The organism is Streptomyces sp. NPDC033221 (genome assembly GCF_055577005.1).
In genome coordinates, this window is record NZ_JBVIQN010000045.1 from 1,037 (window position 1) to 15,660 (window position 14,624).

Annotated in this window: 12 protein-coding genes; 5 read left to right on the forward strand and 7 right to left on the reverse strand. The window is 71.5% G+C overall.

The genetic code is table 11. From position 1 onward, the window contains the following. On the forward strand, nucleotides 1–905 hold a 905-nt coding region (locus ACZ53K_RS37635; RefSeq protein WP_468846223.1), incomplete at its 5' end, for a hypothetical protein. Beyond that, nucleotides 842–1,669 carry a tetratricopeptide repeat protein gene (locus ACZ53K_RS37640; RefSeq protein WP_468846225.1) on the forward strand — a complete coding sequence of 276 codons (828 nt, stop codon included), beginning with the start codon at nucleotides 842–844 and terminating at the stop codon, nucleotides 1,667–1,669. The genes ACZ53K_RS37635 and ACZ53K_RS37640, both read left to right, overlap by 64 nt. An 88-nt stretch (nucleotides 1,670–1,757) precedes the next feature. On the opposite strand, the gene ACZ53K_RS37645 is transcribed toward ACZ53K_RS37640, so the two are convergent. From ACZ53K_RS37645 to ACZ53K_RS37665, 5 genes are all read right to left on the reverse strand, one after another. Continuing rightward, entirely contained in the window at nucleotides 1,758–3,578 is a 1,821-nt protein-coding gene (locus ACZ53K_RS37645; protein ID WP_468846119.1) for an IucA/IucC family protein, read from the reverse strand. Further along, nucleotides 3,572–4,144: a GNAT family N-acetyltransferase gene (locus tag ACZ53K_RS37650; RefSeq protein ID WP_468846122.1), complete on the reverse strand. Its 573-nt coding sequence runs from the start codon at nucleotides 4,142–4,144 to the stop codon at nucleotides 3,572–3,574. Before ACZ53K_RS37650 ends, ACZ53K_RS37645 begins: the two co-directional genes overlap by 7 nt. After that, nucleotides 4,141–5,463, reverse strand: a complete 1,323-nt coding sequence (locus ACZ53K_RS37655; protein WP_468846125.1) for a lysine N(6)-hydroxylase/L-ornithine N(5)-oxygenase family protein — start codon at nucleotides 5,461–5,463, stop codon at nucleotides 4,141–4,143. Before ACZ53K_RS37655 ends, ACZ53K_RS37650 begins: the two co-directional genes overlap by 4 nt. Before the next feature lie 241 nt (nucleotides 5,464–5,704). Continuing rightward, nucleotides 5,705–7,291, reverse strand: a complete 1,587-nt coding sequence (locus ACZ53K_RS37660) for a pyridoxal phosphate-dependent decarboxylase family protein (RefSeq protein WP_468846128.1) — start codon at nucleotides 7,289–7,291, stop codon at nucleotides 5,705–5,707. A gap of 295 nt (nucleotides 7,292–7,586) precedes the next feature. Beyond that, nucleotides 7,587–8,849, reverse strand: coding sequence for a DUF1015 family protein (locus tag ACZ53K_RS37665; protein WP_468846131.1), 1,263 nt, complete (start codon nucleotides 8,847–8,849; stop codon nucleotides 7,587–7,589). Between the two features lie 142 nt (nucleotides 8,850–8,991). Here ACZ53K_RS37665 and ACZ53K_RS37670 point away from each other — a divergent pair, with 142 nt between their 5' ends. Beyond that, entirely contained in the window at nucleotides 8,992–10,020 is a 1,029-nt protein-coding gene (locus tag ACZ53K_RS37670) for an HAD-IIA family hydrolase (protein WP_468846133.1), read from the forward strand. A 168-nt stretch (nucleotides 10,021–10,188) separates the two neighbouring features. On the opposite strand, the gene ACZ53K_RS37675 is transcribed toward ACZ53K_RS37670, so the two are convergent. Next, nucleotides 10,189–11,079, reverse strand: coding sequence for a siderophore-interacting protein (locus ACZ53K_RS37675; RefSeq protein ID WP_468846136.1), 891 nt, complete (start codon nucleotides 11,077–11,079; stop codon nucleotides 10,189–10,191). Between the two features lie 110 nt (nucleotides 11,080–11,189). Further along, nucleotides 11,190–12,215 carry an ABC transporter substrate-binding protein gene (locus ACZ53K_RS37680; protein ID WP_468846138.1) on the reverse strand — a complete coding sequence of 342 codons (1,026 nt, stop codon included), beginning with the start codon at nucleotides 12,213–12,215 and terminating at the stop codon, nucleotides 11,190–11,192. A gap of 186 nt (nucleotides 12,216–12,401) precedes the next feature. Here ACZ53K_RS37680 and ACZ53K_RS37685 point away from each other — a divergent pair, with 186 nt between their 5' ends. Continuing rightward, entirely contained in the window at nucleotides 12,402–13,445 is a 1,044-nt protein-coding gene (locus ACZ53K_RS37685) for a FecCD family ABC transporter permease (protein WP_468846141.1), read from the forward strand. Next, nucleotides 13,442–14,554: a FecCD family ABC transporter permease gene (locus ACZ53K_RS37690; RefSeq protein ID WP_468846144.1), complete on the forward strand. Its 1,113-nt coding sequence runs from the start codon at nucleotides 13,442–13,444 to the stop codon at nucleotides 14,552–14,554. The genes ACZ53K_RS37685 and ACZ53K_RS37690 overlap by 4 nt, the downstream gene beginning before the upstream one ends. The last annotated feature ends 70 nt before the right edge of the window (nucleotides 14,555–14,624 follow it).

Genomic DNA, 14,624 nt, shown 5'->3' on the forward strand with positions numbered 1-14,624 from the left:
TCGTCCCACGGGTGGCGGGTTCGGTGGTGGCCGTGATGACCGTGGCGGTTTCCGTCGCGACAACGACCGTGGTGGTTTCCGTCGCGATGACCGCGGCCCCCGCCGTGACGACGACCGCGGTGGCTTCCGCCGTGACGATCGTGGTCCGCGCCGTGACGATGACCGTGGTGGTCGTCCCACGGGTGGCGGGTTCGGTGGTGGCCGTGATGACCGTGGCGGTTTCCGTCGCGACAACGACCGTGGTGGTTTCCGTCGCGATGACCGCGGCCCGCGTCGTGACGACGACCGCGGTGGCTTCCGCCGTGACGACCGTGGCCCGCGCCGTGACGATGACCGTGGTGGTCGTCCCACCGGTGGCGGGTTCGGTGGTGGCCGTGACGACCGTGGTGGCTTCCGTCGCGACGACCGTGGTCCGCGCCGCGATGACGACCGTGGTGGCTTCCGCCGTGACGACCGTGGCCCGCGCCGCGATGACGACCGTGGTGGCAGCTTCCGCCGCGATGACCGTGCCCCGCGCCGTGACGACGACCGTGGCAGCTTCCGCCGTGACGACCGACGTGACGACCGCGGCCCGCGCCGCGACGACCGCCGGGATGACCGTGGCGGTTTCCGTCGCGACGACCGCGGCCCCCGCCGTGACGACGACCGCGGTGGCTTCCGCCGTGACGACGACCGCGGTGGCTTCCGCCGTGACGACGACCGCGGTGGCTTCCGCCGTGACGACGACCGGGGCGGGCGCCGCCCGTACGGTGCCGGGCGCGGCCGCGACGACCGTGGTGACCGCGGCGGCTACCGCGACGACCGCCGGGACGACCGGCGCGACCGGGAGCCGATCAAGCGGCTGCCGATCCCGGACGACGTCACGGGCGAGGAGATCGACAAGGACGTACGGCAGGAACTGCTGAGCCTGCCGAAGACGCTCGCCGACGACGTCGCCAGGAACCTGGTCATGGTGGCCAAGCTGCTCGACGAGGAGCCGGAGCAGGCGTACGGGTACTCGCGGGTGGCGCTGCGGCTCGCCTCGCGTGTCCCCGCCGTACGTGAGGCGGCCGGTTTCGCCGCGTACGCCAACAGCAAGTACGGCGAGGCGCTGGCGGAGTTCCGCGCGGCCCGCCGGATGACCGGCAGCGTGGAACTGTGGCCCGTCATGGCCGACTGCGAGCGTGGCCTCGGCCGGCCCGAGAAGGCCCTCGCGATGGCCGGTGAGCCCGAGGTGCAGAAGCTGGACCGGGCCGGTCAGGTCGAGATGCGGCTGGTCGCGGCCGGTGCCCGGCGCGACATGGGCCAGTCCGACGCGGCCGTGGTGACGCTGCAGAGCTCCGAGCTGGCGTCGAACTCCGTACAGCCGTGGACCGCCCGCCTGCGCTACGCGTACGCCGACGCGCTGCTGGAGGTCGGCCGCGAGGACGAGGCACGCGAGTGGTTCGCCAAGGCGCTGGAGGCCGACCAGGGCGGCACCACGAACGCCTCGGACCGGCTGGCCGAGCTGGACGGCGTGGAGTTCACGGACGCGCTGGAAGAGGACGAGGAAGAGGACGCGACCGCGGACGAGGCCCCCGAGGCCGGGGACGCGGCCGCGACCGAGGCGGTCGCTCCCGAGCGGCAGGACTCCTCCGACGGCGACACCTCTGCGGACGCCCCGCGCGAAGGGCGCCCCGAGCAGGGCTGAGTCCATCGCGGCCCGACTGCCTGACGGCATATGAGTGAAGGGCGGGACCCCACCGGGATCCCGCCCTTCACTCGTTTCTGCCCGTGTGTCACGCTCCGCCGGCCGGGGCGAAGCGGGCGATCGGGTTCTCCAGCGTGCCGATCAGCTGGAGGGCGCCCGCCGGGTCCTGGAGGTCCACCATCTGCTCGTTGTTCCGCAGCTGGAGGCGGTTGAGGCAGGACAGCGCGAACTCGTCCGCGAACATGTCGTACTGCCGGAACTTGTCGGCGAGCTGCGGGTTGGCCTCCTGGTAGGCGGTCACGCAGTCGGCGACCGTACGCCAGAAGGTGTCCTCGTCCAGCACGTCGTCCGTGACCAGGATGCCGCTCAGGAAGCGGAAGAAGCAGTCGAAGACGTCCGTGAAGAGGGAGAGGAGTTTCTTGTCCTCGGGGACGTCGGCGCGGATGCGCTCGACGGCCGGTGGCAGCACCGCGTCCGGGTCCATCACCGCGATCTCCTCGGCGATGTCCTTGAAGATCGCGCGCTGTACGGTGCCGTCCTCGATGACCAGGATGACGTTCTCGCCGTGCGGCATGAAGACCAGGTCGTAGGCGTAGAACGCGTGCAGGACGGGCGTGAGGTAGGCGTCCGCGTAGCGGCGGAGCCAGTCCGCCGGGGCCAGGCCGGACTCCTCGATGAGGGCGGCGGCCAGCGACCCGCCCTCGGGGTCGGTGTGCAGCAGGGAGGCCATGGTGGCGACCCGCTGGCCGGGTTCCAGGGTGGGCACCGGGCTTTCGCGCCACAGGGCGGCGAGCATCTTCAGGTACGGGGAGCCCTTGGCGGTGGCGGCCTCGTACTGGCGGTGGTGGTAGCCGATGGCGGCGCGCTCACGGATGATCGAGAAGCGGGCGGCCCGGAACGTCTCGTCGCTCGCGATCAGGCCGGCCAGCCAGTCGTTGATCGCCGGGGTGGCCTCCATGTAGGCGGCGGACAGGCCGCGCATGAAGCCCATGTTGAGGACCGACAGCGCCGTTTTGACGTAGTGCTTGGACGGGTCGCTGGTGTTGAAGAACGTCCGGATGGACTGCTGGGCCAGGTACGCGTCGTCGCCGGGGCCGAGGCAGACCAGGTGCTGCTGGGCGACCTCGGCGGCGAAGGTGACGGAGAGCTTGTTCCACCACTGCCACGGGTGGGCGGGGATGAGGTGGTAATCGGCCAGGTCCAGGCCGAGGTCGCGCATCGTGGCGGCGAACCGGTCCAGGGTGGCGCCGCCCAGCTCGTCCCGGACCAGCCCGTCGTAGTCCAGGCCCTCGCCCGCGGTGAAGGTGGAGCGGTCGCGGCGGGCGGCGAGCCAGATCAGGTGGACGGGGCTCGCGGCCTCGGGGGCGTAGGAGTGGTATTCGTGCACACCGAAGCCGAGGCGGCCGTTGTTGGCGACGAAGCAGGGGTGGCCCTCGGACATGCCGGTCTCGATGGTCTGGAAGTCCGCTTTCGCCAGTTCCGCGGCGGCCAGGGGGCCCGTGGCGAGTTTGTACGCCGTACCGGAGAGGGTGGAGCTGATCTCCTCCAGGTAGACCGGGAGGATGTCGTCGCTGAGGGCGAGGGTGCGGCGCAGCTCGATGAAGAAGTCGAGAGCGTCCAGGGGGACCTCGGCGCCGTCGCGCCGGCGGGTGATGTCGTCGGCGTCGATGTGCCAGTGGTCCAGGCTCAGCCTGCGGGCGGTGAAGCGGTACTCGACACGGTCGTCGTCGCTGCGGACGACGTACTGGCCGTCCTGCGGGAGCCGCTGCGGGGTGAGGAGACGCTCGTGCGCGAACTCGGCCAGCGCCTTGCGTACGAGGAGGCGGTTGGCGCGCGCCCACAGTTCCGGGGTGAGGTGGCGGACGGCGTCGCGTGCCGGGGCCTGGGCGTCGGCGGTGGGGTTCAGCATGGGTTTTCTCCTCGGGCGGCCAGAAACTGGTCGCGGGTGCAGGTGCTCAGGTACGCCTCGCCCTTGGGCAGCGTGACGGTGCGCAGGATCTCGAAACCGACGGCCTTGTTCAGGGCGTGCACCGCGGTGTTGCCGGTGGCGGGTTCGACGACGACGCGCCGGTTGGCCGGGTCGGCGAACAGCATGTCCATGACGGTGGTGATCACGGCGAGGGTGAAGCCACGCAGCGGGGCGTCGGTCGGCGCGGTCAGGAAGTGCATGCCGACATCGCCGGGCGCGGCCTCGTGGACCTCGGTCACCTCGCGGTGCGCCGGGTCGTAGCGCTCCATCAGGAAGGCGGGGACGCCGTTGTGCAGACCGAGGAAGGCGTCGTGGTGCGGGTCCGCCGCGATGCGCGCGAACTCCTTCTCGACGGCCGTGAGGTCCGCGTCCTGCATCATCCAGTAGACGGCTTTGGGGTGGGTGACCCAGCGGTGCAGCAGCTCCGCGTCGCCGGCCGGGGCGACCGGGCGCAGCGCGAACTCGCCGAGCGAGGCGTGGGTGCGGGTGAAGACGGGCGCGGTCATACGGGCGAGACCTCCACGGGGTGGTGCGGGCCGGCCGGAGCGGCGAACTCCTGGAAGGCGATGGACTTCTCGACCGGGTAGTACTCGCGGCCGAGCAGCTCGCGGATGATGCAGGAGTTGCGGTACGCGGCCATGCCCAGGTCGGGGGTGACGAAGCCGTGGGTGTGCAGTTCGGCGTTCTGCACGAAGATGTCGCGGCCTGCGGTGTCGACGCTGTAGTTGCGGGCCACCGCGTAGCGGCCGGCGTCGTCCCAGGCGATGCGGTCGGTCAGCGGGGCGAGGAACTTCGGTGTCTCGTAGCGGTATCCGGTGGCCAGCACCAGGCCCTGGGTGGCGAGGGTGAAGTCCTGGTCCTGCTCCTCCTGGCGCAGGCCGAGGGTGTACGTGCCGGAGGCCGCGTCGTACGTGGCTTCGGAGAGCGCGGTGTTGGTGAGCAGCCGGGTCGGGCAGGGGCCGTGCAGGTTCTTCTGGTAGAGCAGGTCGAAGATCTCGTTGATCAGCTCGGAGTCGATGCCCTTGTAGAGGTTCTTGTGCTGGGCGTTGAGCCGGTCGCGGGTGGACGGCGGCAGGGCGTGGAAGTAGTCCACGTACTCCGGAGAGGTCATCTCCAGGGTGAGCTTGGTGTATTCGAGGGGGAAGAACCGCGGGGAGCGGGTGGCCCAGGTCAGGTGGTAGCCGTGGCTGTCGATGTCCTGGAGGAGGTCGTGGTAGATCTCCGCCGCGCTCTGGCCGCTGCCGACGATGGTGATGGAGTCCTTGGCCTGGAGAGCGGCCTTGTTCTCCAGATAGTCGGCGTTGTGCGCGAAGTCGCCGCCGAGGCCCTGGCAGGCTTCGGGGATGTGCGGCGGGGTGCCGGTGCCGAGGACCAGTTTGCGGGCGCGGTAGGTCTTCTTCCCGCCGGTGGGCAGGTGGTCGGCGTGGACGACGTAGACCTGCTCGGCCTCGTCGTACTCGACGGTGGTGACCTGGTGGCCGAAGCGGACGGTGTCGAGCTTGGCGGCGGCCCAGCGGCAGTAATCGTTGTACTCGGCGCGCAGCGGGTAAAAGCTCTCGCGGATGTAGAAGGAGTACATCCGTCCCGATTCCTTCAGGTAGTTCAGGAAGGAGAACGGGGACGTCGGGTCGGCGAGGGTGACCAGGTCGGCCATGAAGGGCACCTGGAGGGTGCTGGTCTCCAGCATCATGCCCGGGTGCCAGTCGAAGGACGGTTTGTTGTCCAGGAACAGGCCGTCGAGCTCGTCGATGGGCTCGGTCAGGCAGGCGAGGCCGAGGTTGAAGGGCCCGAGGCCGATGGCGATGAAGTCGTGAGGGGCGGGCACGTGGGGTCTCCGTTTGCGGGGTGTCGGTCGGCCGTCGGCAGTGGGGGCCGGTCGGCGGGGACGGTCAGCTCGCGGCGCTCAGGGCCTGTCTTTGAACCCTCGTCGTTCGCGCGAAGCGCGGCGCAGCGGCGGTCGGTGCGTGCGATCGGTGTGCGGTGTTCCAGGTCATGTGGCGGAGCCACCTGTCCTGGGGCGCCGTGCGCCGATCGTGCGTGCTGGGCGTCGGGGCGCAGACGGGGGTTCAAAGACCGGCGCTGAGGGCCGGTTCGGGGCGCGCGGCGAGGTACGCGCCGGCGTGCTCGGCGATCAGGTCGAGGACCGTGGCGATGTCGGCCAGCGTGGTCTCGGGGTTGAGCAGGGTGAACTTCAGGTAGTGGCGGCCGTCGACGACGGTGCCCGCGACGATGGCGGCCCCGGAGGCGAACAGCGCTTCCCTGGCGTGCAGGTTGACCTCGTCGCTCAGCACCGGGTCCCGGTCGTCGGTGTACGGCAGGTAGCGGAAGACCAGGGTGCTCAGCTGGGGTTCGACCACGACGTCGAAGCGGGGGTCGTCGTTGAGGATCTTCCAGGCGTCGGCGGCGCGGTCGATCACCTCGTCGAAGAGCTCGCCGATGCCGTCGGCGCCCATGGTGCGCAGCGTCAGCCAGAGCTTGAGGGCGTCGAAGCGGCGGGTCGTCTGGATCGATTTGTCGACCTGGTTGGGGATGCGGCGCTCGGCCATCCGCGCCGGGTTGAGGTAGTCCGCGTGGTACGTGACATGCCGCAGGGTGGCGTGGTCGCGTACCAGGACGGCGCTGGAGCTGACCGGCTGGAAGAAGGACTTGTGGTAGTCCACCGTCACCGAGTCGGCGCGCTCGATGCCGTCCAGGAGGGCGCGGCGGCGGGAGACCAGCAGGCCGCAGCCGTACGCGGCGTCCACGTGCATCCAGGCGCCGTACCGTACGCAGAGGTCGGCGACCTCGGGCAGCGGGTCGATGCTGCCGAAGTCGGTGGTGCCCGCGGTGGCGACGACCGCCATCGGGATCAGGCCCTCGGCCTCGCAGCGCGCCAGTTCGGCGGCGAGCGCGTCGGCGCGCATCCGCTTGTCCGGGCCGCACGGCACCGCGATCACGGCTTCCGCGCCCAGCCCGAGCAGGGTGGCGGCCTTCTCGATGCTGAAGTGGCCGACCTGGGAGGCGAAGATGCGCAGCCGGGGCAGGATGTCGGTACGGCGTACCGGAGTTGCCCCGCTTTGGGCGTTCTTATCCGGCTCGTTCTCGCGGGCGAGGGCTGTACGGCAGGCCTCGTCGCGGGCCAGCAGCATGGCCTGGAGGTTGGACTGGGTGCCGCCGCTGGTGAAGATGCCGTCGGCGCGTTCGCCGAGGCCGATGCGCCGGGCGGTCCAGTCGATCAGGCGGCGTTCGATGAGGGTGCCGCCGGCGCTCTGGTCCCAGGTGTCCAGGGACGAGTTGACCGCCGAGAGGACGGCCTCGCCGACGAGGGCGGGGATGACCACCGGGCAGTTGAGGTGCGCGAGGTAGCGCGGGTGGTGGAAGTAGACCGCGTCGCGGAGGTAGACCTCTTCGAGTTCGTCGAGGGCGGCGGCGGGGTCGTGCAGCGGCTGTTCGAGGTCGATGCCGGCCACGGTGGGGGAGAGGCCGTCGACCGTGACGCCGGTGAAGGGGCGTTCGGTACCGGATATTTTGTCGGCTATGCGACCGACGCCTTCGGCGACGGAGCGGCGGTAGTGCTCGGTGGTGCTGCCGTTGAACAGCTGTGACCGGCTGTCCGGCGCCCCGGTGCGTGCGGTGGGCGACGGGTCCTCGGCGGAGTGCGCGAGGAGACTCATGAACGTGTCCTCCCTGATGCGGACTTGCTCACGTGGGGGGATGCGCATGGAACGCCCGCGCCTGGGCAGAAGGGTGTAGGCGCAGGGGGGGAACGGCTCCATCCGCTTACGTGATGAGGTAAGCCTAACCTAACTTGTGTGACGGGAGGGAAAGGGGTGCCGAGGCACCGGCGCGGGACACGCGCGCCGGGCCGGCAGCGGGCAGCGGGCAGCCGTACGACCCGGAATCAGGCACCGGTGCGGCCCGGGACCAGGCGTCGGTGCGCACGGGGTCAGGCGTCGATACGCCCTGGAATCACGCCTCTTCGTCCAGTACGCGCAGTACCAGACCGGTGGCCGGCTTGGGGCCGAAGGACGTCGATTTGCGCGGCATGGTCACCCCGTCCAGCGCGAGTTGGCGCACGGTTTGCTCAAGGACCGGACGCAGCAGTACGGCCGTACCGCCGTGCTTCGCCGCCTGCTCGACGGCGTCCCCGGCGCTGTGCAGATAGCTGATCTCGGACGGGTGGTCGCGGATCCGCCACACCTCGTCCAGCAGGGCCGAGTGCAGCACGGTGGCGTCCAGCTCGCGCCACGCCGCGGGCCGGTCGTGGCGGATCGTCCGGTAGAGCAGCTCCGGGTCGGGGCGGTCCAGCAGGCAGAACCGCTCCGGCCCCGACGCCAGCAGGAAGGCGCTGCCGGACGTCCCGTCCAGCGCCGCCAGCGCCGTGTCGAGCGGGCCGTCCACCGGCCGGACGCGGAAGGCGTCACCCAGCCGGGCCAGTGCTTCGTCCAGCGGCAGATGCGGCAGTACGCGGTGGATGGCCCGCACCTGGAGCGGGTGGCGGGCGGAGTCCACGAGCAGCACCAGGCCGCTCGCCCAGGGGCTCACCGTGCCGTTGCCGGGGTGCTCCTCGCGCAGTCGCTGGTAGGTGGCCCAGCGGTGGTGCCCGTCGGCGATCAGGGCGTGCCGTACGGCGAGGTCCTCGTCGACGGCGGCCAGGTCGGCGGGGTCGGTGACGGCCCACAGCCGGTGCGCGAAGCCGTCCTCGGTGGTGGTGGCGAGCAGCGGCGTGGTCAGGACGGTGCGTTCGATGACGCCGGTGGCGCCGTTGCCGGTGCCCTGGCCGACGTAGGACAGGAGCAGCGGCTCGAAGTTGGCGGCGGCTTCGCGCATCAGCGCGGCGCGGTCCTCGACGACCTCGGGGATCACGTCCTCGTGCGGCAGGACCGGGCCGTCGAGTTCGAGCGCGCCGATCAGCCCGCGCTGCAGCAGGCTGCCCTTGCTCTGCTCGTACACATAGAGCGCGGGCCGGTCGTCCGTCGCCAGAACGCCCTGCGCGCGCCAGCGGCGCAGCGTGTCGGCGGCCTGGCGGTGCCGGGTGGCGGGGTCCGGGGCCTGCGGGAGAATGAGCCGCACGATGTTGTACGGGTCGGCCGTTTCGAGGTGGCGCACACCGTCCGGCCGTACGACGACGTCGTACGGCGGCGAGGTGACGGCCGTGAGGCTGCTGACGCGGTCCGGGGTGTAGCGCAGCCCGCGGAAGGGGTGGAGGCGAAGGCCGTCGGTGCTGGTCATTGGGGAATGCTATGCCGCCTCGCGGAGTGCGGGATGATCGGGGGGAAACCGTTGTCCTGCTGGATATATCGGTATGCCGGGTTCCGCTTCGCGGGGCCCGCCGGCCCACCTGAGTACCTGTGTGCATAAGGAGCGAAACGGCATGAGCGAGCGGGTGCGCAAGCAGCCCGGACGGTGCGAGCGGGCACTGAGTGAGGCGTACGACACGGCGCTGCTGGACCTGGACGGAGTCGTCTACGCCGGCGGCTCGGTGATCGAGCACGCCGTCGCGTCGCTCGGCACGGCCCGGGACGGCGGTATGCACCTGGCGTACGTGACCAACAACGCCTCCCGGACGCCGGACGCGGTCGCGGACCAGCTCACCGGCTTCGGGCTGCCCACCGCCCCGACGGATGTCATCACCTCGGCGCAGGCGGTCGCCCGGCTGATCGCCGGGCAGGTGGTCGAGGGCGCGCGGGTGCTGGTGGTCGGCGGCGAGGGCCTGCGGGTGGCGCTGCGCGAGCGCGGGCTTGTGCCGGTGGACTCCGCGGAGGACGACCCGGCCGCCGTGGTGCAGGGATTCGACCCGAAACTGAACTGGGAACGGCTGGCGGAGGCCGCTTACGCCGTACAGCGCGGGGTGCCCTGGTTCGCCTCGAACACGGACCTGACCATCCCCAAGGAACGCGGGATCGCGCCGGGAAACGGCGCCCTTGTGGAGGTCGTACGGACCGCCACCGGCGGCACGCCCCAGGTGGCGGGTAAGCCGGAGACACCCATGCACCGCGAGACGGTGCTGCGTACGGGCGCGCAGCGGCCGCTGGTGGTTGGCGACCGGCTCGACACGGACATCGAGGGCGCCTACAACGGCGTCGTGGACTCGCTGTTGGTGCTGACGGGCGTGACCACCGCAGCCGAACTGCTGGCCGCCCCGCCGCAGCACCGCCCCACGTACGTCGACGCGGACCTGCGCGGTGTGCTCGGCCCGCAGCCGGAGGTGTCCGAGGGGACGGACGGCGGTTTCGGGTGCGGCGGCTGGACGGCGTCCGTACGTGACGAGGCTCTGGTGCTGGACGGCGACGGCGAACCGCTGGACGGCCTGCGGGCGCTGTGCGCGGCGGCCTGGACGGCGGCGGGGGACGGCACGTGTGGTGCCGACGCGGGGAAGGCGCTGGCGCGGCTCGGCCTGTGACGCGCGCGCCGCGCGGTCCGGAGAAAGGGCCGCGCCGCGTGGCGTAAAAGGTGGGAGGGGCCCGCTCGGTGAAGAGCGGGCCCCTCCCACGGGTGCGTGTACGGACCGTCGTACGCGCACGGTATGGGGGAACCGCGACAGGGCGGTCCTCGCCGGCGGAGACTGCCGTCAGTCCTCGTCGGTGGCGGCCGCCGTGCCCGCCACGTACTCCGCCAGCAGGTCCTCCTCGCTGGCGCCGCGCCGCCAGTAGCCGGTGAACTTCACGGCCCTGCGGTCGAACTCGCGCTCCCGCACGAGGTGCCGGCGCAGCATCTTCACGTTGCCCGCCTCGCCCGCGATCCAGGCGTACGGCGTGCCCTCGGGCAGTTCGGCGGCACGGACCGCCGCCAGCAGCGCGTCCTGTCCGTTCGCCGGCTGCTCGTCGGCCGCGAGCCAGGTGATGTCGGCGTCCGCGAAGGTGGGCAGGTCCTGGCGGTCGGCCGCGTGGGCGACGGACAGGAAGACCTTGGCCTGGGTGCCGGGGGAGAGCCAGGCCAGGATGCCGGCCACCGCGGGCAGTGCCGTCTCGTCGCCGGTCAGCAGGATCCAGTCGGTGCCGGGCGGCGGGCGGAAGTCGACCCCGCCGTTGTCCTCGACGGCCGGGCCGAGGACCGAGACGCGGTCGCCGGGCACGGCGGACGCCGCCCAGCGCGAGGCCGGGCCGCCGGCCGCGGCACCCGGGGCGTCCGCGCCGTGCAGCGCGAAGTCCACGTCGATCTCGGCCGGCTCGTGGCGCTGCTCGCGGATGGTGTACGAGCGCATCAGCGGCCGCTCGGCCGGGTCCTGGGCGCGCCAGGCGGGGTACCAGTTCTCGCCCTGGTCGGCGAAGACCGGCTCGGACTGGTGGGCCTGCGGGAGGAACAGTTTGAAGCGCTGGTCACGGCCGCCGGAGGCCAGTTCGCCGAGCCGTTCGCCGCCGAAGGTGATCCGGACCATGGAGGGTCCGAGCCGCCGGGTGCGCACGACGTGCACGTCGAAGAAGCGGAACGGGGTGGTGGCGGGTGCGGCGGTCGTGGTCATGCGGAGGAACCTCCCGGAACCGTGACTCGGTGACTGCGGTGGGGGCGTGGCGTGGCGGTGCGGGGTGCCGGGCCGCCGCCGGCCGGTGCGGTGGCCGGCGGCGGCGGGCGTCAGGCGACCTTCTTGGCGTTCTGGATGGCCTTGGTCAGCTCTTCGATCAGCGGTGCGGCGCCCGCGTAGGAGAAGCGCGGCTCGCTCGACCAGCCGGTGACCTGGCCGGCCTTGACGGCGGGCAGCTTGGACCAGGCGGGCTTGGCGGCGAGGTCCTTGGGCTGGAGGGCGGAGGTGCGGTTGTCGAGCATGAGCACGTCGGCCGGGTACTTGTCGGCGTTCTCCCAGCTCAGGTTCTCGAAGTAGCCGCCCTTGTCCAGGTTGTCGGGGACGATGATGTCCACGCCCAGGGACTTGTAATACATGATGTCGGAGTTGATGCCGGGGTTGGAGGCGTAGAAGAGGTCGGCGCTGCCGGAGCAGGCCAGCACCCGGACCGGGTTGGACTTGGCGGCCTTGCGCAGTTCGGCCGCGGCCTTCTCGAAGCGGGCCTTGGCGTCGGTGACCTTCTTGGCCTTCAGGTCGGCGCCGAGGGATTCGGCCAGCTCGGCGTACCGCTCGATGATCTTCACCAGCGGGACCCGGGCCGAGGTGATGGCCACCGTCTCGGCCAGCTTGACGATCTTGTCCTTGCTCTGGTCCGGCACGAACCACAGGGCGTCCGGCTCGTACATGTTGGTGATCAGCAGATCGGGGTTGAGGCCCGCGTACTTCTCGACCGCGAACTGGTTGTAGGCGTTGCCGATGACGGTCAGCCGGTCCACGTCGATGTCGCCGGCCTGCGGGTCGGGCTTGCCGTCCTTGAGCTTGGTCGGGCCGAAGACGCCGACGATCTGCTTGTCGATGCCGAAGTCGTACAGCGCGGCCGCGGTGCCGGTGAAGGCGACGACGCGCTGCGGCGTGTGGTCGAGGGAGACCTTCTTCTTGCGGTCGTCCGTGAAGGACCAGGAGCCGCCCTTGGTGCCCCCCGTGGAGCCCGAGTCCTTGCCGCCTCCGCAGGCCGCCAGCAGGGCGCCGATACCGACGGCGCCACCGGCGGCGAGGACACCGCGTCGGGACAGGGATACGCTGCGGGTGGTGCTCATGGCTGATGTACTTCTCTCTGGGCGGGGCCTCGGGCGCGGCCGGCAGGGCTTGACGGGACTTCAGCCGGTCGTTCACGGTCTTCGGTAGGTTTTCGGTCGGACTTCAGGACGTACGGCAAAGGGCCGGTAAAAGGCCCTGCGGAACGACTTGATGTCTGATCGTGAGGGTAGGCTAACCTAACTCCCGTGTTGGTTGACAGTCCCCCCGAAGCAGCAAAAGCCCCCGCGGCACCGCGGCGGCGGCAGATCACTCGCTCGGCGGGGCTCGTCGCCTCCGTCGGAGCGCTGGTGGTCGTCACCGCCCTGGGCATCGCCGTCGGCGCGAAACAGGTACCCCTCGACCAGGTGTGGCACGCCCTCTTCCACTACACGGGTGACGACACCGACGTGGTCGTACGGGACGTACGCCTGCCGCGCACCCTCCTCGGCCTGCTGGCCGGCGCCGCCCTGGGCCTGGCCGGCACGGTGATGCAGGCCCTGACCCGCAACCCCCTCGCCGACCCGGGCGTCCTCGGCATCAACGCCGGCGCCTCCGCGGCCGTCGTCTCCGCCATCAGCTTCCTGGGGATCACCTCACTGACCGGGTACGTGTGGTTCGCCTTCCTCGGCGCCGCGGTCGTCTCGGTCGCCGTGTACATACTCGGTGGCACCCGCAGCGCCACCCCCGTACGGCTCGCGCTGGCCGGTACCGCCCTGTCCGCCGCACTGATCGGCTACATCAACGCCGTCAACCTCCTGGACACCGCGGCACTGGACCGGATGCGCTTCTGGACGGTCGGCTCGCTGGCCTCCGCCACCATGACCACCGTGCAGGAGGTCGCGCCCTTCCTCCTGGCCGGCGCCGTACTGGCACTCGCCGTCGGCCGCCCCCTGAACGCCATCGCCCTCGGCGACGACCAGGCGCGCGCCCTCGGCGCCCGGCTGACCCGCACCCGCGTGCTGGCCATGATCGCCGTCACCCTGCTGTGCGGCGGCGCGACCGCCGCCTGCGGCCCGATCGTCTACGTCGGCCTGATGGTCCCGCACGTCGTCCGCGCCGTCACCGGCCCCGACCTGCGGTGGATCCTGCCGTACTCGGCCGTCCTCTCCCCGGTCCTGCTGCTCGGCGCCGACGTCCTGGGACGCGTCGTGGCGCGGCCCGGCGAGATCCAGGTCGGCATCGTGACGGCCGTCGTCGGCGGCCCGGTCTTCATCTACCTCGTACGGCGTCGGAGGATGGCCCAGCTGTGAGTTCCACCGTCAAGACCGGCACCGACCGGAACGACCCCACGGCGAGCGGCCGGGCCGCCGCCGCGCACACCGGCCGGCCCGTACGGGCGGTACGCACCGCCGGCGGGCTGTCCCTGCGCCTGGACGTACGGACCCTCGTCGTCGGCGTACTGCTGGCGGCCGTGGCCCTGTTCGCGAGCGTGCTGCTGATCGGCACCGGCGACTTCCCGATGGGCCCGGGGGACGTCCTCGCCACCCTCACCGGGTCCGGCACCACCGCGCAGGAGTTCATCGTCAACGACCTGCGGCTGCCGCGGGTCCTGGTCGGACTGCTGGTCGGCGCCGCCTTCGGGGTCGCCGGCGCGGTCTTCCAGGCCGTCTCCCGCAACCCGCTCGGCAGCCCCGACGTGCTGGGCTTCTCCCAGGGCTCGACGGTCGGCGCGCTGCTCGTCATCGTCTTCTTCCAGGGCGGCGCCTTCGCCATCGCCGTCGGCTCGGTCGCCGGCGGCATCGTCACCGGGCTGGTGATCTTCCTGCTGGCCTGGAAGGGCGGCATCCACGGCTACCGCTTCGTGCTGGTCGGCATCGGCGCCGCGGCGATGCTCTACGCGATCGTCCTCTACCTGATGACCAAGGCGAACATCGTCGAGGCCGCCGAGGCCGTCACCTGGATGACCGGCACCCTCAGCGGCCGCGACTGGGACCAGGTCTGGCCGCTGGCCCTCGTCTGCGCCGTACTGATCCCGCCGGCCCTGCTGTACGGGCGGCCGCTGCGGATGCTGGAGATGGGCGACGACGCCGCGTACGCGCTGGGCGTCCGGGGCACCCAGGTGCGCGTCGTCCTGCTGACGGCGGCCGTGCTGCTGGTCGCCGCGGCGACCGCGGCCGCCGGGCCGATCGCCTTCCTCGCGCTGACCGCGCCGCAGCTCGCCCGCCGGCTGACCCGCTCGCCCGGCCCCAACCTGCTGCCGTCCGCCCTCATGGGCGCCGCCCTCCTGGTCACCGCCGACTGGGTCTCCCAGCAGGTCTTCGGCGCCGACCAGCTCCCGGTGGGAGTGGTGACCGGTGTGCTCGGCGGCGGCTATCTGCTGTGGCTGCTGGCCTCCGAACGCAAGGCGGGGCGGATATGAGCACGCGGGACGCCCCTCTGGATGCCCCACCGGACGCTCCGCGGCGGTCCGTACCGTCGTCCCCCGCTTC

Excerpts from the sequence above, each read along its gene's own strand:
- ACZ53K_RS37645 (WP_468846119.1), bottom strand. The coding sequence starts at position 3,578 with ATGCTGAACCCCACCGCCGACGCCCAGGCCCCGGCACGCGACGCCGTC.
- ACZ53K_RS37650 (WP_468846122.1), bottom strand. The coding sequence starts at position 4,144 with ATGACCGCGCCCGTCTTCACCCGCACCCACGCCTCGCTCGGCGAGTTC.
- ACZ53K_RS37670 (WP_468846133.1), top strand. The coding sequence starts at position 8,992 with ATGAGCGAGCGGGTGCGCAAGCAGCCCGGACGGTGCGAGCGGGCACTG.
- ACZ53K_RS37680 (WP_468846138.1), bottom strand. The coding sequence starts at position 12,215 with ATGAGCACCACCCGCAGCGTATCCCTGTCCCGACGCGGTGTCCTCGCC.
- ACZ53K_RS37665 (WP_468846131.1), bottom strand. The coding sequence starts at position 8,849 with ATGACCAGCACCGACGGCCTTCGCCTCCACCCCTTCCGCGGGCTGCGC.
- ACZ53K_RS37660 (WP_468846128.1), bottom strand. The coding sequence starts at position 7,291 with ATGAGTCTCCTCGCGCACTCCGCCGAGGACCCGTCGCCCACCGCACGC.
- ACZ53K_RS37675 (WP_468846136.1), bottom strand. The coding sequence starts at position 11,079 with ATGACCACGACCGCCGCACCCGCCACCACCCCGTTCCGCTTCTTCGAC.